The sequence below is a fragment of the Citrobacter sp. L55 genome (assembly GCF_002850715.1).
Taxonomy (GTDB): Bacteria; Pseudomonadota; Gammaproteobacteria; order Enterobacterales; family Enterobacteriaceae; genus Citrobacter; species Citrobacter braakii.
The window spans coordinates 538,517-557,248 of sequence record NZ_KZ559400.1 but is presented as its reverse complement, the minus strand read 5'-3'; the positions used below and the strand labels follow the sequence as shown (position 1 = coordinate 557,248).

General features: G+C 54.4%; 19 protein-coding genes and 1 pseudogene. 13 read left to right on the top strand and 7 right to left on the bottom strand.

The genetic code is table 11. From position 1 onward, the window contains the following. Nucleotides 1-41: 41 nt before the first annotated feature. The 6 genes and pseudogenes from B9P82_RS07100 to B9P82_RS07075 form a co-directional block, all read right to left on the bottom strand. Nucleotides 42-640: pseudogene (locus B9P82_RS07100) on the bottom strand (SIS domain-containing protein). Next, nucleotides 637-2,274 carry an FGGY-family carbohydrate kinase gene (locus B9P82_RS07095; RefSeq protein WP_003847100.1) on the bottom strand — a complete coding sequence of 546 codons (1,638 nt, stop codon included), beginning with the start codon at nucleotides 2,272-2,274 and terminating at the stop codon, nucleotides 637-639. The pseudogene B9P82_RS07100 and the gene B9P82_RS07095 overlap by 4 nt, the downstream one beginning before the upstream one ends. 17 nt (nucleotides 2,275-2,291) lie before the next feature. Continuing rightward, nucleotides 2,292-3,245, bottom strand: a complete 954-nt coding sequence (locus B9P82_RS07090; protein ID WP_003037658.1) for an ABC transporter permease — start codon at nucleotides 3,243-3,245, stop codon at nucleotides 2,292-2,294. A 1-nt stretch (nucleotide 3,246) separates the two neighbouring features. Further along, a complete protein-coding gene (locus B9P82_RS07085; RefSeq protein ID WP_008785467.1) occupies nucleotides 3,247-4,236 on the bottom strand; it encodes an ABC transporter permease in 990 nt (329 codons plus the stop codon). Next, a complete protein-coding gene (locus tag B9P82_RS07080; RefSeq protein ID WP_047358245.1) occupies nucleotides 4,229-5,737 on the bottom strand; it encodes a sugar ABC transporter ATP-binding protein in 1,509 nt (502 codons plus the stop codon). Before B9P82_RS07080 ends, B9P82_RS07085 begins: the two co-directional genes overlap by 8 nt. Before the next feature lie 103 nt (nucleotides 5,738-5,840). Further along, the gene (locus tag B9P82_RS07075; RefSeq protein WP_003037665.1) at nucleotides 5,841-6,824 is read right to left on the bottom strand and encodes an autoinducer 2 ABC transporter substrate-binding protein; all 984 of its coding nucleotides are present in this window, start codon (nucleotides 6,822-6,824) and stop codon (nucleotides 5,841-5,843) included. Between the two features lie 420 nt (nucleotides 6,825-7,244). Between B9P82_RS07075 and B9P82_RS07070 the strand changes: the two genes are divergently transcribed. Together B9P82_RS07070 and B9P82_RS07065 are read left to right on the top strand one after the other, a co-directional pair. Continuing rightward, nucleotides 7,245-7,883: a DUF1007 family protein gene (locus tag B9P82_RS07070; RefSeq protein WP_101700131.1), complete on the top strand. Its 639-nt coding sequence runs from the start codon at nucleotides 7,245-7,247 to the stop codon at nucleotides 7,881-7,883. After that, a complete protein-coding gene (locus B9P82_RS07065) occupies nucleotides 7,874-8,854 on the top strand; it encodes a nickel/cobalt transporter (RefSeq protein WP_101700130.1) in 981 nt (326 codons plus the stop codon). The genes B9P82_RS07070 and B9P82_RS07065 overlap by 10 nt, the downstream gene beginning before the upstream one ends. 84 nt (nucleotides 8,855-8,938) lie before the next feature. Here the strand turns inward: B9P82_RS07065 and suhB are convergent, their stop codons facing one another. Continuing rightward, a complete protein-coding gene (suhB, locus tag B9P82_RS07060; protein WP_046275219.1) occupies nucleotides 8,939-9,742 on the bottom strand; it encodes an inositol-1-monophosphatase in 804 nt (267 codons plus the stop codon). Between the two features lie 118 nt (nucleotides 9,743-9,860). Here suhB and trmJ point away from each other — a divergent pair, with 118 nt between their 5' ends. From trmJ to sseB, 11 genes are all read left to right on the top strand, one after another. Further along, nucleotides 9,861-10,592 (top strand): tRNA (cytosine(32)/uridine(32)-2'-O)-methyltransferase TrmJ, encoded by a 732-nt coding sequence (gene trmJ, locus B9P82_RS07055; protein WP_016157139.1) that lies wholly within the window; start codon nucleotides 9,861-9,863, stop codon nucleotides 10,590-10,592. 218 nt (nucleotides 10,593-10,810) lie between these two features. Next, complete coding sequence (gene iscR / locus B9P82_RS07050; protein ID WP_005120405.1) at nucleotides 10,811-11,302, top strand: Fe-S cluster assembly transcriptional regulator IscR; 492 nt, start codon at nucleotides 10,811-10,813, stop codon at nucleotides 11,300-11,302. A 167-nt stretch (nucleotides 11,303-11,469) separates the two neighbouring features. Beyond that, a complete protein-coding gene (gene iscS, locus B9P82_RS07045; protein WP_003835233.1) occupies nucleotides 11,470-12,684 on the top strand; it encodes a cysteine desulfurase in 1,215 nt (404 codons plus the stop codon). 25 nt (nucleotides 12,685-12,709) lie between these two features. Continuing rightward, the gene (gene iscU / locus B9P82_RS07040; RefSeq protein ID WP_002913991.1) at nucleotides 12,710-13,096 is read left to right on the top strand and encodes a Fe-S cluster assembly scaffold IscU; all 387 of its coding nucleotides are present in this window, start codon (nucleotides 12,710-12,712) and stop codon (nucleotides 13,094-13,096) included. A 20-nt stretch (nucleotides 13,097-13,116) separates the two neighbouring features. Next, nucleotides 13,117-13,440 (top strand): iron-sulfur cluster assembly protein IscA, encoded by a 324-nt coding sequence (iscA, locus tag B9P82_RS07035; protein ID WP_003835203.1) that lies wholly within the window; start codon nucleotides 13,117-13,119, stop codon nucleotides 13,438-13,440. A 108-nt stretch (nucleotides 13,441-13,548) separates the two neighbouring features. After that, entirely contained in the window at nucleotides 13,549-14,064 is a 516-nt protein-coding gene (gene hscB, locus B9P82_RS07025; protein ID WP_016154008.1) for a co-chaperone HscB, read from the top strand. A 15-nt stretch (nucleotides 14,065-14,079) separates the two neighbouring features. Further along, nucleotides 14,080-15,930 carry a Fe-S protein assembly chaperone HscA gene (hscA, locus tag B9P82_RS07020; RefSeq protein ID WP_047416438.1) on the top strand — a complete coding sequence of 617 codons (1,851 nt, stop codon included), beginning with the start codon at nucleotides 14,080-14,082 and terminating at the stop codon, nucleotides 15,928-15,930. 1 nt (nucleotide 15,931) lies between these two features. After that, entirely contained in the window at nucleotides 15,932-16,267 is a 336-nt protein-coding gene (gene fdx, locus B9P82_RS07015) for an ISC system 2Fe-2S type ferredoxin (protein ID WP_003037690.1), read from the top strand. An 11-nt stretch (nucleotides 16,268-16,278) separates the two neighbouring features. Continuing rightward, on the top strand, nucleotides 16,279-16,479 hold the full coding sequence (gene iscX / locus B9P82_RS07010; RefSeq protein ID WP_003037694.1) for a Fe-S cluster assembly protein IscX: 201 nt from the start codon (nucleotides 16,279-16,281) through the stop codon (nucleotides 16,477-16,479). 60 nt (nucleotides 16,480-16,539) lie between these two features. Next, a complete protein-coding gene (gene pepB, locus B9P82_RS07005) occupies nucleotides 16,540-17,823 on the top strand; it encodes an aminopeptidase PepB (RefSeq protein ID WP_101700129.1) in 1,284 nt (427 codons plus the stop codon). A gap of 70 nt (nucleotides 17,824-17,893) precedes the next feature. After that, entirely contained in the window at nucleotides 17,894-18,670 is a 777-nt protein-coding gene (sseB, locus tag B9P82_RS07000; RefSeq protein ID WP_016157136.1) for an enhanced serine sensitivity protein SseB, read from the top strand. The last annotated feature ends 62 nt before the right edge of the window (nucleotides 18,671-18,732 follow it).

Sequence of the window (18,732 nt, the reverse complement as noted above, 5' to 3'; positions counted from 1 at the left end):
GTGACGGGTTGAGAAGACGAGTGGAAATGCGCGGTCTGGTGTTACTGCTCGCGGCTCAGCGTTAATCCCACATCACCGCCAGGATGTACAGACAATAGCGTCTCTTTTGAGTAACCGCTTTCGCTCATCAGACAGGCGCAGGCGGCGTCAAAGATAGCCAGGACCAGTAAAATTGAGGTGGTGGCCAACATGTTCAACGGGTCGGCCTCACGCTGGACGCCGGTGGAAATCACCAGCCTCGACGCTTTAGCAATGGCTGAGTCGGCGTTTTCAGTCACGCTCAGGATGGGCACATTTCTCGCAGCCAGTCCGGGCAGCAGTCGGGTGAGTTCATCCGAATTTCCCCGCGTGATAGCATAATGACCAGGTCGTCGGCGCGTAAAAAACCGAGATCGCCATGCGCCGCATCCGTCGCGTTGAGGTAAATCGCCGGACGTTCCACGCAGGCGAGCATGTGCGCAACTTTACGCGCCGCAATACCGGATGTACCGACGCCAGTGACGACGATTTTCCCCTGGCAACCGCGCAGCTCCGCCATTAGCGACTGCCAGACCGGTTCAGTCAGATGCTGTCCCAGACCTGCGAGGGCATCGCTATAGAGCTGAAATACGTCGGTGGCCTGAGACCAGGAGTCACTCATGCGTCCTCCTGCATCAGTTGGCGGTATTTCATATGATCCTGATACATCTCGTGGAATACCCGATATTTGCGATCGTAGTACTGCTTAATGCGATTGGTCTGCGGGGTGACCGTTTTACCAATCCGGCTCATTGCCGACATCGCTTCCGGGAAAGTGTCGAACACGCCTGCGGCGATAGTCCCCATCATGGCGCCGCCCAGCAGCATGGCTTCGCTCTCTTCAGGCAGCAGCATGGCGCAACCGGTGGCGTTGGCATGCTCCTGAACGAAGATCGGGTTTTTCGTCCCGCCGCCGCTGGCCATAATCGTATCGATGGTGTAGCCGCTTTGGTTCATCGTTTCAATGATATGGCGCGTTCCCAGCGCAATGGCCTGGATGGTTGCGAGGTACTGGAGCGCCATATCTTCCGGCGTGCGGGACAGCTTCAGTCCGGTGATTGCTCCCGTGAGCGTGGGGTTAGCGCGCGGCGAGCGGTTGCCGTGGAAATAGGGCAGGATGTGCATGTCACGGGTCAAAAAGGCGATATCTTCCGGCTCACCAGCCATTTTGCGCAGCAGCGCATTCAGCACTTCATAAATGGTTTGTCCCTGAGACTTAGCCTGCGTCAGCAGGGTTTCGTAACACGGGTGCGACTGAATAACGTGGTCGATTAACGCCCCGGTTGCTGATTGTCCGCCTTCATTAAGCCAGTATTCCGGCAGTACGGCTGAGTAGTAAGGGCCCCAGACGCCGCCGATAAAGCGCGGCTCTTTGGAGATCGCCATGTGTCCGGTGGAGGTGCCACCAATTAGCGCGACACGACGGTCAAAATCCGCCACCTCGCCGGAAACTCCGCTTGCGCCGAGCGTACCGAGTGTGCCGGCGTGGGCATCGATTATCGAAACGCTGACCGCGGTCCCCGGAATCAGTCCCATTTCGCTGGCGGCGCGCGCGGACAGCCCGTGACCGAGCGGTTCACCCATGGTTTTCACGTAGCGACCAATTTTGGCAGCATCATGTTCCAGCAGGTCTTCCAGCCCAATCTGGCGGAAATAGCTGGCATCCCATTTGTCTTCATGGCCCATATAGGTCCATTTACACACTGTCGAACACAATGAGCGTGTGTCATCGCCTGTTGCGCGCCAGGTCAGGAAATCGGGCAGATCAAAGTAGTAACCCGCATTGGCCCAGGTATTGGGCATATGCTGCTTCAGCCACAGCAGCTTGGGCGTTTGCATTTCCGGGGAGATAATGCCGCCAACGTAGTCCAGCACCCGATGATGCAGGGCGTTAATGCGTTCAGCCTGGGTAATGGCGCGGTGATCCATCCACACAATGATGTTCTGTTCGCTGCGCCCGGACGGGCTGATGGTCAGCGGTTTACCTTCTTTATCCAGCACCACCAGTGAGCAGGTAGCGTCAAAGCCCAGACCTTTCACCTGGATTGGGTTGATATCTGACTGGTTAATCGCATCGCGAACCGCGTTACACACCGCCTGCCAGATGTTATCGGAAGACTGCTCAACAAAATCGGCCTGCGGGCGGTAAATCTCGATAGCCCGACTGGCCTGGCCGACCATTCTGCCGTTGAGATCAAACACGCCGGCACGGGCGCTTCCGGTTCCGACATCCACACCAATAAAGTAACTTGCCATAATTTTTTCTCCTGAAATCAGGCTTTACGATTCTGTAATGCGATAAAGAGGATCAGCACCGCGCCCCACAGCGCCATCGTCAGATAGCTGCTGACCCCCAGCAAGTTAAGGCCGCTTTCCAGCATTTGCAGCACAATCAGCGCCAGTACCAGGCCGATAATGCGCCCGAAACCGCCATCCGGGTTGATGCCGCCGAGGACAGAGGCAAGGATGGTGACCAGCAGGTATGACTCACCGTATCCGGCTTTTGCCGAGTTGAATTTCGCCATCATCAGAATGGCGGCGACCCAGCCGAGCAGGGCAGAAATCACGTACACGGAAATTTGTACCCGGACGGTATTTACGCCGCTGTAGCGGGTAGCCTGTTCATTGGAACCCACGAGATACAGACTGCGCCCAAGCGTGGTGTGCTCCAGCAGTACCCACAGCAGGATTGCCACCAGGAAAAAGAGCAGCAGCGCTACCGGAATACCGGCAATCGTGGCGTTACCAAGATATTGAATGGCGGTCGGGAAACCGGAAATCACTGTCCCATTGGAAAGCAGAATATTCAGCCCGGAGATAAGCGTCATCGTGCCGAGCGTGGCGAGAATCGGCGAAACCCCGACCCAGGCAATCAGCGCGCCGTTGAGCGTACCGATTGCGACCGCCACGGCAGCGCCTGCCAGCAGCGCCAGCACCAGAAACAGCGGGTTATCCGGATGGGTGACGATAATCGCCGCCATTACCAGCGAGCAGGCATTCGCACCTGCAATTATCGACAGGTTTATGCCGCCGGTCAGCATGGTCATGCCCATCCCGAGGGCCAGCATGCCAAGGATCGGCAGTTGCGAGCCAATCGACTGGAAGTTAGCGACGCTGAAAAAACGGCTGCCGAGCAGGGCCGAGAAGACCAGGGCGACGACCACAATAATGACGCATTGCAGACGAATGATGGCATCACCGGGTAAAAATCTGGCGATTGTTTTCATCTCAAAGCTCCCTTGCCAGTTTGCGTTTTTCGTTCCAGGCCGTGGCGCTAATGCTGACCAGGATAATGGCGCCGCTGAACACGGTGTGCCAGTAAGAGGAGACGCTGAGCAGCGTCAGGCCATTTTGTAAGAAGGCCAGCAGGACCACGCCGAGCAGGGTTCCGGTTAATGTGCCGCGTCCGCCGCTCATGCTGGTTCCGCCGAGCACGACCGCCGCCAGCACCGTCAACTCAAAGCCGAGCAGCGAATTGGGCGCAACTGACTGGGTGATTTGCGCCTGAACCACGGCGGCAACGCCTGCCAGAATGCCCATGTAGCCATACACGTAGAAATGCAGCTTCAGCAGATTCAGCCCCAGGCGCGAGGCCGCATCACGATTACCGCCCATGGCGTAAACCTGACGGCCAAGACGGGTATAGTTCATCAGCACGGCGGTAAAGATGATCACAGCCGCAAGGCACAGCAGGGGCAGTGTCAAGCCGTAGTCGTAGCCATCCGCCGCGGTGAAGGAGAACCAATTGATGCCGTTCATAAACCAGTCCGGAAAGCCGTACAGCCAGGTGCCTTTGGTGGCGTACACCAGCAGACCGTAGTAAACGTTCAACGTGGCGATGGTAATGATGATGGCCGGAACGCGCAGCCAGTAGACCAGGAAGCCATTAATAAGTCCCAGCAGCAGACCCACCGCAATTGCGATGATTAATGCCAGCGCGAAGTTGCCGCCGTGGCCAATAACCCAACTGGCCATCGCATACTGGGCTATCGCGGTCATCGCCGGAAATGAGATGTCGATCCCGCCGGAAATCAGTACCACAAACAGCCCGCAGGCAAGGATGCCGAGAATCGCATAGCTGGTAGCCACATCCGTCAGGTTCCCCAAAGACAAGAACTCATCGGTGCTGATGCTCAGCCCAACGGCAAGGGCCACAACCAGCAGGCCCAGCCAAAACTCATGTTGCCCGATTAAACGGGAGAGATGCATCTTATTCATTGATTACCTCGACCACTTCAGCAATCTCCTCTTCACGGCACTGATGAGGATTAAATTCCGCCACCAGCTTGCCGCGACGCATCACCAGCACGCGGTGGCTGTTGTAATACGCTTCCGGGATTTCATCGCAAATCATCAGCACCGCCATACCCTGTTCCGCCAGATCGCGGGCTATCTGGTAAATACCCTCTTTGTTGGCGATATCTACGCCTACGGTAGGGGAGTCGAGGATCAGGATGCGGGGATTAGTCGCCACCCATTTGGCAATGGCGATACGCTGGGCATTACCGCCGGAAAGGGTTTTAACCGGCAGGTGTGGATCGGACACTTTGATATTCAGCTCGCGGATCAAATCGGCGACCAGCTTTTGCGCTTTACGGTGATCGAGCAGGCCGCTGCCAGTATGCAGTTGATCAAACACCGTGACGATGGTGTTGTCGTAGATCGACTGCTCCATGATCAGCCCCTGCGTCAGGCGATCTTCTGAGACGTAGCCGATCCCATGTTTGATGGCATCATGGTTATTGCGAAGAGTGACCGGCTGGCCGTTAATGCGAATCTCACCGCTTTCTGGGTGCGTCATGCCAAACAGGCTCAGACAAAGTTCGGTGCGTCCGGCGCCCAGCAGGCCCACAATGGAGACAATCTCGCCGCCGTGCAGCGACAGATTAATGTTTTGGTATTTGCCTCTGCGGCTGAGGTTGCGCAGCTCCAGCAGGGGCTCTTGCTCAATAGCGGGTCTTTCCGGCAGCGGGCTATAGTGGAAGCGTTGTCCGGTCATCAGGAAAGCCAGCTCGTGGCTGTCGAGTTCGCTGGCAGGATAAGTGCCCACCAGTTTGCCGTCGCGCATCACGCTGATGCGGTCAGCCACTTCCATCACTTCATCCAGACGGTGGCTGACAAACACTACACAAATTCCGGCAGCTTTTAGTTCGTTAACGACCCGTAGCAGGCCATTAACCTCCTGACGGGTTAGTGAGGCGGTGGGCTCGTCCATAATCACCAGACGCGCGTCGGCGGCAATCGCCCGGCAAATGGCGACCAGTTGTCGGTCGGCAATCGAGAGTTTTTCAACCTTTTTATCGGGATCGATGTTCACACCGATGCGCTTCATGGCTGCCAGCGCCTGCTGCTTCATGGCGCCACGACGTACCCAGATATCGCCACCGGGCAGATAGCGGTTGACCGCGATATTCTCCGCGACGCTAAAGTTAGGGAACAACGACAGGTCCTGATAAATAACCTGAATGCCATAATGGGAAGAGAGCTGCGGCGTCAGGTGATGGAACAATTTGCCATCGAGTAAAATCTGCGCGCCTTTTTCCGGATGATAAACTCCGGAGATCACTTTAATAATGGTACTTTTACCACAGCCGTTTTGACCCGCCAGACAGTGAACTTCGCCTTTTCTCAGCGTCAGATTCACGTTATCCAGCGCCAGCACGCCCGGGAATTGTTTGCTGATATTCTCAAGAGTGATAAATGCGGTGGTGTCTGCCATGGACAATACCCCTGCGAGCGCCCGGATGGACGCTGAGTGTTAGTTTGGTTGATAGCGCCGGCCAGACGGCCGGCGTTAAGGTTCCCTGGTGTTGGCTAAAGCCTTAGAAACCAAGTGATTGTGCGTTGTCTTTGGTGACTTCGAGGATCTTGTTAAAGCGGATCACTTTCTTCTCCGTGTCGATATCGGCTTTCCCTAAACCATCGATACTCAGGTCGGCGTTAACTTCTTTGCCCTGCAACAGCTGATCGGCAACCGTTACCAGCGCGTAGCCCGCGTCTTTTGGATCCCACAGCAGCGCTTTTTTGATATCACCACGCATCAGGTAAGGTGCAGCCTGTGCTGGCATTGCGATCCCGACGACGGCGATTTTATCTTTGGCGCGTTTTTTCTGCACAGCCTGACCCGCTCCGATTGGACCCAGCGAGCCGAAACCGATAATGCCCTTCATCTGTGGATAGGTTTTCATCAGGTCCAGCGTCGTGGCGTAGGATTTATCGATGCTTTCCGCGACCGGCAGACGTGAAGTGACCTCAAACATTTCCGGATATTTTTCTTTCTGGTACTTAATTGCATAATCCGCCCACGCGTTATGCAGCGGCACCGTCAGTGAACCGACATAGATGGCGTAACCCCCTTTGCCGCCCATGTTTTTTGCTAACTCATCGACGTTAGCCTGCGCGTATTTTTCACTATCGATGGTTTCGATATCCCATTGGCCAATTTGCTCATCCGGGGATTCGTGCGTCAGAACGACAATGCCTTTATCGCGCGCTTTTTTCAGTACTGGCTCAAGGACCTTGGCATCATTCGGTACCACGATGATGGCGTTGACGTTTTTGGCGATCAGATCCTCAATCACTTTGACCTGCTGTGCCGGATCCGGCGTGGAAGGCCCGGTCTGGTAAGCATTCACATCCAGTTTTTTTGCTGCTTCATTAACACCGGTTTCCATCCGGTTAAACCACGGAATCCCGGTGACTTTGGCAACCACAGCAATTTCATATTTTTCCGCCGCAAAGGACGTGCCGGACAACATGCATGCAGAAACCAGGGTTGCACTGAGTAATGCGAGTTTGAATTTCATAGTTGTACCTTTCGTAGGGGGCAGGACATGTCACGGCGTGAAGTTAACAACGAATGGAAGAGGGAATGAATCAGAAGTTTGGTGAATGTGATCTATGCCCATTATTGTAATTTTATGGAAAATAAATGGTTAAATATTGGTTAAATTTGCACGGAAATACACTCAGGGGTTTAAATTTATTGTTAACAAAACATTAAAATGAAACCATAAATTAACAAACTGTTATCATTTTACTTAAGTTGTGGCGACGAAAAGGTATTTGGGAGGATGTTGCTGAAGAAGAAATTGTTGAAATTGAGAACTGAATCGATACCGGAAAAGGAGGCTCAACATTTTTTCGTTCAATGGTATCCTCAGCACACTTTCGCCAAACACAGCATCATTATTTGTGGCGGTGTAGATTTTTCTCGTGGAGAACTCATGCAAGGCGTTAAACGTATCATTATGACGTTGTTTCTCGCGATCCTGTCCTTTGGCGCAGGTGCGCATCCCCACAGCTTTATCCATTTGAAAACCGAGATAATGAGCGAGAATGACCAGTTCGTCGCGCTAAAAATGCGCTGGACGATGGATGAAATCACCTCGGCAGATCTGCTTTACGATGCGGGAAATGCCAAGCTTGGTGATGAGATCTGGAAAAAACTGGCGGCAGAAGTGATGGCCAACGTCCTCGGGCAGCACTATTTCACCGAAGTGTGGCACGACGGGAAAAAGGTAAAGTTTAAAAACAGGCCGACGGAATATGGCATGGAGCGTGAAGAACATCAGGCAGTGCTGACGTTCGTGTTGCCGCTGGCGGAAGCTCAGCCGCTGAGCGGTCAAAAATATACCATTTCAACCTTCGACCCCACCTACTACGTTGATATGAGCTATGACAAAGACAGCGATGCCAGGCTGGCGCAGGCCATAAGTCAGCAATGCCGTATTTCAGTACATACGCCGACGCCGAATGAACAAATGCTGAGCTTTGCGCAGTCGCTGGATAAAGAAGACGCACCGCCGGAGGATATGGAATTGGGTAAACAGTTTGCACAGACGGTGACGCTGCAATGTCCGTAGTTTATCAACAACGCGCCGCCAGACGCCGCTGGCTCACGCTATGGCCGCTGGCGGTGTTTTTACTGCTGGCTGCAGTTGGCATACTGTGGCTATGGCAGGCCTGGCCGCAGGTGATGATGAAAAGTGTCGTCTGGCAGCGCGACGTTAACCAGCAGATGAGCGGTTTGCTGAAAGCCGTTGCCGCCAATCCGGCCCAGGCCGGGGGATCGCTGCTGCTGTTTAGTTTTCTCTATGGTGTGCTGCATGCGTTGGGACCAGGACATGGAAAAGTCGTCATTACCACCTGGCTGGCAACGCATCCCTCGAAGCTGAGGTCGAGTATTGGCCTGACGCTGGCCTCATCTTTATTACAGGGACTGGTCGCCATCGGGCTGGTGGTAGTGGTGCTCACCATTTTGCAGTTGCCTGCACGACAGCTACATATGAGTAGTTTCTGGCTGGAGAAAGGGAGTTACGCGCTGGTTGGCGTGTTGGGCGTTTTATTGTGCGTCCGTGCGCTGAAGAAATTGCGCCAGTTACTGCGTCGCCCGAAATTTATCGCCTTCACGCCGCACCATGTGCATCACGAGGGATGTGGCTGTGGGCATCAGCATTTGCCTGATCCTGAACAGCTGCAAAGCGGTGATGACTGGCGCGCCCGGCTGATGATCGTTTTGTCTATGGGAATGCGGCCATGCTCCGGGGCAATTATGATTTTACTGTTTAGCAAAGTGGTTGGCGTTTTTAGCTGGGGCATGGCGTCGGCGCTGGCGATGGCGGCAGGAACCTCTTTGACGATTACGTCACTGGCTTTGCTGGTACACAGTTTCCGCTCGCTGGCGGTGAGACTTAGCGGACATAAAGCGCCGGTGCTGTGGCGACAGATTGGCTGGACGACGCTGGCATTAGCCGGTGGTGCGGTGCTGATTGCTGCTGCGGTAGTGATGTGGGTGAGCGCGGTGCCGGTGGGGCGAGGGATTAGACCGTTTTAATCAAAGCCGGATGGCGGCTTCGCCTTGTCCGGCCTGTATCAACACGTAAGCCCGGTAAGCATGACACCACCGGGCTGTACTGAATTAACGCTTCAGCGCGTCGCTCAGTTCGTCACGCATGTTAGCCAGCATGGCTTTCACTACGCGCGGATTACCTGCAACGATGTTGCCAGTCGCCATATAGTTATGACCGCCGGTGAAGTCGCAAACCAGTGCGCCTGCTTCACGAGCAATCAGCTCACCTGCGGCGAAATCCCATGGTTTCAGACCGATTTCGAAGTAACCGTCAACACGTGCAGCGGCAACGTAAGCCAGATCCAGCGCAGCAGAACCTGTGCGGCGGAAGTCAGCGCACTCGGTAAACATCTTGCCAAGAATTTTCATGTAAGACGCGGCGTGCTGTTTCGCTTTGAACGGGAAACCGGTGGCGATGATTGTGCCGTCCAGATCGCGTGCGGTGCTGCCACGCAGACGGTAGCCGTTCAGCTGTGCGCCCTGGCCGCGGGTTGCGGTGAACAGTTCGTTACGCATTGGATCGTAAACAACGGCGACTTCAGTACGGCCTTTAATGCGTACTGCGATGGAAACCGCGAAGTGCGGCAGACGTTTTACGAAGTTGGTGGTGCCATCCAGTGGATCGATAACCCATTGAACATCCTGATCTTCACCAACATGCTCACCGCTTTCTTCGGTGATGATGGTGTGCTGTGGGTAAGATTTGCGAATTGTTTCGATAATAATCGCTTCGGCGGCTTTATCGACGTTAGTCACGAAATCATTGCTGCCTTTCTGGCTGGTTTCTACAGAGTCTGGCGTTTCGTAGTGTTTGGCAATTACATTACCCGCCTTGCGCGCTGCGCGCACGGCGATGGTCAGCATCGGATGCATCGGTCTCTCTCACTGGATGTTAAAGAACGGGAAAACGGCGCAGAGTATAGCAGCGAGTTCGGAATATGTCTTCGTTTTATGATAATATGCCCGAATAATCTTTAGCCGAAGAAATACAATGCTGCAAAATATTCGAATCGTGCTGGTGGAAACCTCTCACACTGGCAACATGGGCTCTGTGGCCCGCGCAATGAAAACCATGGGTTTAACTAATCTGTGGCTGGTAAATCCACTGGTTAAACCGGACTCCCAGGCCATCGCCCTGGCGGCTGGTGCCAGCGATGTGATCGGCAGCGCGCAGATCGTCGATACTCTCGATGAAGCGCTGGCGGGTTGCAGCCTGGTGGTGGGTACCAGCGCGCGCTCCCGTACGCTGCCGTGGCCGATGCTGGATCCGCGTGAATGCGGTTTAAAAAGCGTCTCTGAAGCAACGAACTCGCCGGTGGCGCTGGTGTTTGGACGTGAACGCGTTGGCCTGACCAACGAAGAGCTGCAGAAGTGCCATTATCACGTCGCCATTGCCGCAAACCCAGAATACAGCTCGCTCAACCTGGCGATGGCGGTGCAGGTCATCTCTTATGAAGTTCGCATGGCCTGGCTGGCAACGCAGGAAAGCGACAAGACCGCAGAATACGAAGAAGCTGAGTATCCGCTGGTTGATGATTTAGAGCGTTTTTACGGTCATCTGGAACAAACGCTGCTGTCGACCGGGTTTATCCGCGAAGGACATCCGGGGCAGGTGATGAACAAGCTGCGCCGTCTGTTCACTCGTGCGCGTCCTGAGAGCCAGGAGCTGAACATTTTGCGCGGAATTTTAGCTTCTATAGAGCAGCAGAATAAAGGCAAGTAAGCGTCTTGATGCCGGATGGCTGCACGATTTCCAGGCCGGATTAGCGAAGCGCCATCCGGTAAATGAAAAATGGCACTGAAGGTTAAATACCTGACTAAATTAGTCAAGTAAATAGTTGACTGATTTAGTCGGGAATGTCAGACTTGCCCCTGCTATGCAATACCCCCATTTTACAATAAAAAACCCCGGGCAGGGGCGAGTTTGAGGCTAAGTAAGACATGAGACTGACATCAAAAGGGCGTTATGCCGTGACCGCAATGTTGGACGTTGCGCTCAACTCCGAAACGGGCCCGGTACCGTTGGCTGATATTTCTGAACGTCAGGGAATTTCCCTGTCATATCTGGAGCAGCTGTTTTCCCGTTTGCGTAAAAACGGTCTGGTTTCCAGCGTACGTGGACCAGGCGGCGGGTATCTGCTGGGTAAAGATGCCGGCAGCATCGCAGTAGGTGAAGTGATTAGCGCTGTTGACGAGTCTGTAGACGCGACCCGTTGCCAGGGCAAAGGCGGTTGTCAGGGCGGCGATAAATGCCTGACCCACGCGCTGTGGCGCGATCTGAGCGATCGTCTGACCGGTTTCCTCAACAACATTACGTTGGGCGAACTGGTGAATAATCAGGAAGTCCTGGATGTGTCTGGTCGCCAGCACACACATGACGCTCCACGCAGCACTCGCACGCAAGACGCTATCGACGTCAAACTGCGTGCCTAATAAAAATTACGCAATATCTTCTGGTTGCATCAAGGCAGCCAGAAAGATGAAGCGTAAAAAGTATTTCAGAATCAGGCCGGGGTGCCAGACGCCCCGTTAACTCGGTCGTACATCCAGCCGGTTGCCTGGTTCCTTGCATTGAAGCGATGTACGGAGTTTATAGAGCAATGAAATTACCGATCTATCTCGACTACTCCGCAACCACGCCGGTGGACCCGCGTGTTGCCGAGAAAATGATGCAGTGTCTGACCCTGGACGGAAACTTTGGTAACCCAGCGTCTCGTTCACACCGTTTCGGCTGGCAGGCTGAAGAGGCGGTAGATATCGCCCGTAACCAGATTGCCGACCTCGTGGGCGCTGACCCGCGTGAAATCGTCTTTACTTCCGGTGCGACTGAATCCGATAACCTGGCGATTAAAGGTGCAGCCAACTTTTATCAGAAAAAAGGCAAGCACATCATCACCAGCAAAACCGAACACAAAGCCGTGCTGGACACCTGCCGTCAGCTGGAGCGCGAAGGGTTTGAAGTGACCTACCTCGCCCCGCAGCGTAACGGCATTATCGACCTGAAAGAACTTGAAGCGGCAATGCGTGACGACACCATTCTGGTCTCCATCATGCACGTTAACAACGAAATCGGCGTGGTACAGGATATCGCAACCATCGGCGAAATGTGCCGTGCCCGCGGCATCATCTATCACGTTGATGCGACCCAGAGCGTGGGCAAACTGCCTATCGATCTGAGCCAACTGAAAGTTGACCTGATGTCCTTCTCCGGCCACAAAATCTATGGTCCGAAAGGTATCGGCGCGCTGTACGTTCGTCGTAAACCGCGTATTCGTATTGAAGCGCAGATGCACGGCGGCGGTCACGAGCGCGGCATGCGTTCCGGTACGCTGCCTGTGCACCAGATAGTCGGGATGGGTGAAGCTTACCGTATCGCCAAAGAAGAGATGGAAACCGAGATGGCGCGCCTGCGCAGTCTGCGTAACCGTCTGTGGAACGGCGTGAAAGATATGGAAGAGGTGTACCTCAATGGTGACCTCGAGCAGGGCGCACCGAACATTCTCAACGTTAGCTTCAACTTTGTTGAAGGCGAGTCGCTGATTATGGCGCTGAAAGACCTGGCTGTATCCTCCGGTTCTGCATGTACCTCTGCAAGCCTGGAGCCATCCTACGTGCTGCGCGCGCTGGGGATGACCGACGAGCTGGCACATAGCTCAATTCGTTTCTCTTTAGGTCGTTTCACTACCGAAGAAGAGATTGACTACGCCATCAATCTGGTTCGCAACTCCATTGGCCGCCTGCGCGACCTTTCCCCGCTGTGGGAAATGTTCAAACAGGGCGTGGATTTGAACAGTATTGAATGGTCACATCACTAATCGGTACCGATAAGGAGAATTCATCATGGCTTATAGCGAAAAAGTAATCGATCATTACGAGAATCCACGTAACGTGGGCTCTTTTGACAACAGCGACGAGAACGTGGGCAGCGGCATGGTGGGTGCACCGGCCTGTGGCGACGTGATGAAGTTGCAGATCAAAGTCAACAATGAGGGTATCATTGAAGACGCGCGTTTCAAGACTTACGGCTGCGGTTCCGCTATTGCCTCCAGCTCTCTGGTTACCGAATGGGTAAAAGGGAAATCTCTGGACGAAGCACAGGCGATCAAAAATACCGATATCGCCGACGAGCTTGAACTGCCACCGGTGAAAATTCACTGCTCTATTCTGGCTGAAGACGCGATTAAAGCCGCGATTGCGGATTACAAAAGCAAACGTGAAGCAAAATAATTAAGAGTTGAGGTTTTATTATGTCGATTACCTTAAGCGACAGTGCAGCAGCGCGTGTAAATACCTTCCTGGCAAACCGCGGTAAAGGGTTTGGTCTGCGTCTGGGCGTGAGAACCTCCGGCTGCTCAGGTATGGCTTATGTACTGGAATTTGTTGACGAGCCGGCGGCTGAAGATACCGTGTTTGAAGACAAAGGCGTAAAAGTCGTGATCGACGGTAAGAGCCTGCAATTCCTCGACGGTACGCAGTTAGACTTCGTCAAAGAAGGTCTGAACGAAGGGTTTAAGTTCACTAACCCGAACGTGAAAGACGAATGTGGATGCGGCGAAAGCTTCCACGTGTAACGCGCTTACTGATAACCCCACCGTGGTCGCCTGCGCGTGGGGTTTGTTTTACCTGACTCTCTGGTTTTGCCTCATCGAACAACAGAGAATCGATGCCCTGAGAATGTTATGGACTACTTCACCCTCTTTGGCTTACCGGCCCGTTATCAGCTCGATACTCAGGCGCTGAGCCTACGTTTTCAGGATCTGCAACGTCAGTATCATCCTGATAAATTCGCCAGCGGTTCTCAGGCGGAACAACTTGCTGCGGTTTCGCAGTCCGCCACTATCAACCAGGCCTGGCAAACGCTGCGTCATCCTTTGATGCGCGCCGAATACTTGTTGTCTTTACACGGCTTTGATATCCGCAGCGAGCAGCACACGGTGCGCGATACCGCGTTTCTGATGGAACAGCTGGAGCTGCGCGAAGAGCTGGACGAGATTGAACAGGCAAAAGACAATCAACGGCTGGATGCGTTTATGCAACGCGTCAGCGAAATGTACAACGTTCGCCATCAACTGATGGTGGAACAGCTGGATAGCGAGACGTGGGACGCAGCGGCAGATACCGTGCGTAAGCTGCGTTTTCTCGATAAACTGCGAAGCAGTGCAGAACAACTCGAAGAAAAACTGCTCGATTTTTAATTTCCGGAAGCGAAAATGGCCTTATTACAAATTAGTGAGCCTGGTCTGAGCGCCGCGCCGCACCAGCGTCGTCTGGCGGTCGGTATCGATTTAGGCACCACCAACTCCCTGGTTGCGACCGTACGCAGCGGCCAGGCCGAAACGCTGGCAGATCATGAAGGTCGCCACCTGTTGCCGTCAGTGGTTCACTATCAGCAACAGGGCTACTCGGTCGGTTACGATGCCCGCGCCAATGCAGCGCAGGATACGGCAAACACCGTCAGCTCGGTAAAACGCATGATGGGCCGCTCTCTGGCGGATATCCAGGCGCGTTACCCACATCTGCCTTATTCATTCCAGGCGAGCGAAAACGGCCTGCCGATGATTGAAACCGCTGCCGGTTTGCTTAATCCGGTGCGCGTATCCGCTGACATTCTGAAAGCGCTGGCCGCGCGGGCAACCGAATCGTTGTCCGGCGAACTGGATGGCGTAGTGATCACCGTTCCGGCTTACTTTGACGATGCACAGCGTCAGGGGACGAAAGACGCCGCGCGTCTGGCGGGCCTGCACGTATTGCGTCTGCTGAACGAACCGACCGCTGCGGCGATCGCTTATGGCCTGGATTCCGGTCAGGAAGGCGTGATCGCGGTCTATGACCTTGGCGGCGGTACTTTTGATATTTCTATTCTGCGCCTGAGTCGCGGCGTGTTCGAAGTGTTGGCGACCGGTGGTGATTCCGCGCTCGGCGGCGACGATTTTGACCATCTGCTGGCCGATTACATTCGCGAGCAGGCGGGCGTTGCCGATCGCAGCGATAACCGCGTACAGCGCGAGCTGCTGGATGCCGCGATTGCAGCGAAAATCGCACTCAGCGACGCCGATTCTGTGACGGTTAACGTGGCGGGATGGCAGGGTGAAATCACCCGTGAAACCTTTAATGAACTCATTTCCGCACTGGTTAAACGTACGCTGCTGGCCTGCCGCCGTGCGCTGAAAGATGCGGGCGTTGAGCCGCAGGATGTGCTGGAAGTGGTAATGGTCGGTGGTTCAACGCGCGTGCCGCTGGTACGTGAACGCGTCGGTGAATTCTTTGGCCGTACGCCGCTGACCTCTATCGACCCGGACAAAGTGGTCGCTATCGGTGCGGCAATCCAGGCGGATATTCTGGTCGGGAATAAACCGGACAGCGAAATGCTGCTGCTGGACGTTATCCCGCTGTCTCTGGGACTGGAAACCATGGGCGGTCTGGTGGAGAAAGTGATCCCGCGTAACACCACTATCCCGGTGGCGCGCGCGCAGGACTTCACCACGTTTAAAGATGGCCAAACCGCGATGTCCATTCACGTGATGCAAGGCGAGCGTGAGTTGGTGCAGGACTGTCGTTCACTGGCGCGTTTTGCGCTGCGCGGTATCCCGGCGTTGCCGGCAGGCGGCGCGCATATCCGCGTGACCTTCCAGGTCGATGCTGATGGGCTGCTGAGCGTCACCGCTATGGAGAAATCCACCGGCGTTGAGTCCTCGATTCAGGTCAAACCGTCCTACGGTCTGACCGACAGTGAAATCGCCTCCATGATTCAGGATTCGATGAGTTTTGCCGAGCAGGACGTTAAAGCTCGTATGCTGGCAGAACAGAAAGTCGAAGCGGCACGCGTACTGGAGAGTTTATCCGGTGCGCTGAACGCTGATGCCGCGCTGTTAAGCGCCGCAGAACGTCAGGCTATCGACACCGCTGCTGCGCACTTGAGCGAGGTAGCACAGGGTGACGATGTTGACGCGATAGAACAAGCCATTAAAAACGTAGACAAACAAACCCAGGAATTCGCCGCTCGCCGTATGGACAAATCCGTCCGTAGCGCGCTGAAAGGCCATTCCGTGGACGAGGTTTAATATGCCAAAGATTGTTATTTTGCCTCATCAGGATCTCTGTCCCGATGGCGCAGTTCTGGAAGCTGAGACCGGCGAAACCATTCTCGACGTTGCCCTGCGTAACGGTATCGAGATTGAACACGCCTGTGAAAAATCCTGTGCCTGCACGACCTGCCACTGCATCGTACGTGAAGGTTTTGATTCTTTGCCGGAAAGCACAGAAGAAGAAGACGACATGCTGGATAAAGCCTGGGGACTGGAGCCGGAGAGCCGTTTAAGCTGTCAGGCACGGGTAACCGAGGACGATTTAGTGGTCGAAATCCCACGTTACACAATCAATCATGCACGTGAGCATTAACAGAGGGTAGTATGGGACTGAAGTGGACCGATAGCCGCGAAATCGGCGAGGCGCTGTACGACGCGTTCCCCGATCTCGATCCCAAGACCGTTCGTTTCACCGATCTGCATCAATGGATCTGTGACCTGGAAGAGTTCGATGATGATCCACAGGCATCGAACGAAAAAATCCTTGAGGCCATTTTACTGGTCTGGCTGGACGAAGCCGAATAAGTCAACGGGCTGCCCACGGGTGGCCCGTTTTCCTGTATGCGCGAAATAAGGATAAATAAAATGACAGAAGCCATGAAAATTACGCTTTCCACGCAACCCGCTGACGCTCGCTGGGGTGAAAAGGCGACATACAGCATTAATAATGACGGTATTACCCTGCACCTGAACGGAAAAGATGATCTCAGCCTTATCCAGCGCGCCGCGCGTAAAATTGACGGCCTGGGTATTAAACATGTCCAACTGGATGGTGAAGGCTGGGATACCGAACGTAGCTGGGCGTTCTGGCAGGGTTACAAAGGACCAAAAGGCACCCGCAAAGTTGAGTGGGCCGCTCTGGACGAGGCGCAGCGCAAAGAGCTGGATAACCGTCTGAAGATTATTGACTGGGTGCGCGATACCATTAACGCACCTGCAGAAGAGCTGGGCCCGGAACAGCTGGCGCAACGCGCGGTAGACCTGCTGTGCGGGGTGGCCTGCGACAACGTCTCGTACCGTATCACCAAAGGTGAAGATCTGCGCGAGCAGAACTACATGGGGCTGCATACCGTGGGTCGAGGCTCTGAACGCCCGCCGGTGCTGCTGGCGCTGGATTACAACCCGACTGGCGACAAAGAAGCTCCAGTTTATGCCTGCCTGGTTGGCAAGGGAATTACCTTTGACTCCGGCGGATACAGCATCAAGCAAAGCGCATTTATGGACTCAATGAAGTCCGATATGGGCGGTGCGGCAACGGTCACCGGTGCGCTGGCGTTTGCCATCACCCGTGGCCTGAACAAGCGTGTGAAGCTGTATCTGTGCTGCGCGGATAACCTGATCAGCGGCAACGCCTTTAAGCTTGGCGATATCATTCACTATCGCAACGGTAAAAAAGTTGAAGTGATGAATACCGATGCTGAAGGGCGTCTGGTACTGGCCGATGGCCTGATCGATGCCTGCGCGCAAAAACCTGAATTGATCATTGATGCTGCCACGCTGACCGGCGCGGCGAAAACCGCACTGGGCAACGATTACCACGCGCTGTTTAGCTTTGATGACCAACTGGCCGCGCGTTTGTTGGCAAGTGCGGCGCAAGAAAACGAGCCGTTCTGGCGTTTGCCATTGGCAGAGTTCCACCGTAGCCAACTGCCGTCAAATTTTGCCGAGCTGAACAATACCGGCAGTGCGGCCTACCCAGCGGGTGCAAGCACCGCGGCGGGCTTCCTGTCTCATTTCGTGGAAAATTACCAGCAAGGCTGGCTGCACATCGATTGCTCTGCAACCTATCGCAAAGCGCCGGTTGAGCAGTGGTCTGCGGGCGCAACCGGTCTGGGTGTGCGCACCATCGCGAATCTGCTGACCGCATAATTCATGACTGTATTGCCGGATGGCGCTACGCTTATCCGGCTTACATGTATTCATCCAATTTGTGATACTTATGTCCGAAACAAAAAATGAATTAGAAACGTTGCTGGAGCAAGCAGCGACAGAGCCTGCGCATCGTCCGGCATTTTTCCGTACATTACTGGAATCCACCGTCTGGGTGCCGGGTACTGCCGCAGAAGGCGAGGCGGTAGTAGAAGACAGTGCCCTCGACCTTCAACACTGGGAAAAAGAAGACGGCACGACCGTGATCCCGTTCTTCACCTCCCTGGAAGCCCTGCAACAGGCGGTTGAAGATGAGCAAGCATTTGTCGTTATGCCGGTGCGTACGCTATTTGAAATGACGCTTGGCGAAACGCTCTTTCTCAACGCTAAACTGCCGACCGGCAAAGAGTTTATGCCGCGTGAAATCAGCCTGCTGATGGGGGAAGAGGGTAATCCGCTAAGCACCCAGGAAGTACTGGAAGGTGGTGAATCGCTGATCCTTTCTGAAGTCGCCGAACCTCCGGCGCAGATGATTGACTCACTGACCACGCTGTTTAAAACCATTAAGCCGGTAAAACGCGCATTTCTCTGTTCAATCAAAGAAAGTGCGGAAGCCCAGCCGAATCTGCTGATTGGTATTGAAGCTGAAGGTGATATTGAAGAGATCATCCATGCTGCGGGTAGCGTCGCGACCGATACGTTGCCGGGTGATGAACCCATTGATATCTGCCAGGTGAAGAAAGGTGAGAAGGGCGTGAGTCACTTTATCACTGAGCACATCGCACCGTTCTACGAACGCCGCTGGGGCGGTTTCCTGCGCGATTTCAAACAGAACCGGATTATCTGAGTGAAGGAAAGCCGCCACGAAGGATAATACCTCGCGCACTGAATAATTTTGCCGCTAACTCA

Coding starts and splice junctions, on each gene's coding strand:
- B9P82_RS07095 (WP_003847100.1), bottom strand. CDS start 2,274: ATGGCAAGTTACTTTATTGGTGTGGATGTCGGAACCGGAAGCGCCCGT.
- B9P82_RS07090 (WP_003037658.1), bottom strand. CDS start 3,245: ATGAAAACAATCGCCAGATTTTTACCCGGTGATGCCATCATTCGTCTG.
- B9P82_RS07085 (WP_008785467.1), bottom strand. CDS start 4,236: ATGAATAAGATGCATCTCTCCCGTTTAATCGGGCAACATGAGTTTTGG.
- B9P82_RS07080 (WP_047358245.1), bottom strand. CDS start 5,737: ATGGCAGACACCACCGCATTTATCACTCTTGAGAATATCAGCAAACAA.
- B9P82_RS07075 (WP_003037665.1), bottom strand. CDS start 6,824: ATGAAATTCAAACTCGCATTACTCAGTGCAACCCTGGTTTCTGCATGC.
- B9P82_RS07070 (WP_101700131.1), top strand. CDS start 7,245: ATGCAAGGCGTTAAACGTATCATTATGACGTTGTTTCTCGCGATCCTG.
- B9P82_RS07065 (WP_101700130.1), top strand. CDS start 7,874: ATGTCCGTAGTTTATCAACAACGCGCCGCCAGACGCCGCTGGCTCACG.
- suhB (WP_046275219.1), bottom strand. CDS start 9,742: ATGCATCCGATGCTGACCATCGCCGTGCGCGCAGCGCGCAAGGCGGGT.
- trmJ (WP_016157139.1), top strand. CDS start 9,861: ATGCTGCAAAATATTCGAATCGTGCTGGTGGAAACCTCTCACACTGGC.
- iscR (WP_005120405.1), top strand. CDS start 10,811: ATGAGACTGACATCAAAAGGGCGTTATGCCGTGACCGCAATGTTGGAC.
- iscS (WP_003835233.1), top strand. CDS start 11,470: ATGAAATTACCGATCTATCTCGACTACTCCGCAACCACGCCGGTGGAC.
- iscU (WP_002913991.1), top strand. CDS start 12,710: ATGGCTTATAGCGAAAAAGTAATCGATCATTACGAGAATCCACGTAAC.
- iscA (WP_003835203.1), top strand. CDS start 13,117: ATGTCGATTACCTTAAGCGACAGTGCAGCAGCGCGTGTAAATACCTTC.
- hscB (WP_016154008.1), top strand. CDS start 13,549: ATGGACTACTTCACCCTCTTTGGCTTACCGGCCCGTTATCAGCTCGAT.
- hscA (WP_047416438.1), top strand. CDS start 14,080: ATGGCCTTATTACAAATTAGTGAGCCTGGTCTGAGCGCCGCGCCGCAC.
- fdx (WP_003037690.1), top strand. CDS start 15,932: ATGCCAAAGATTGTTATTTTGCCTCATCAGGATCTCTGTCCCGATGGC.
- iscX (WP_003037694.1), top strand. CDS start 16,279: ATGGGACTGAAGTGGACCGATAGCCGCGAAATCGGCGAGGCGCTGTAC.
- pepB (WP_101700129.1), top strand. CDS start 16,540: ATGACAGAAGCCATGAAAATTACGCTTTCCACGCAACCCGCTGACGCT.
- sseB (WP_016157136.1), top strand. CDS start 17,894: ATGTCCGAAACAAAAAATGAATTAGAAACGTTGCTGGAGCAAGCAGCG.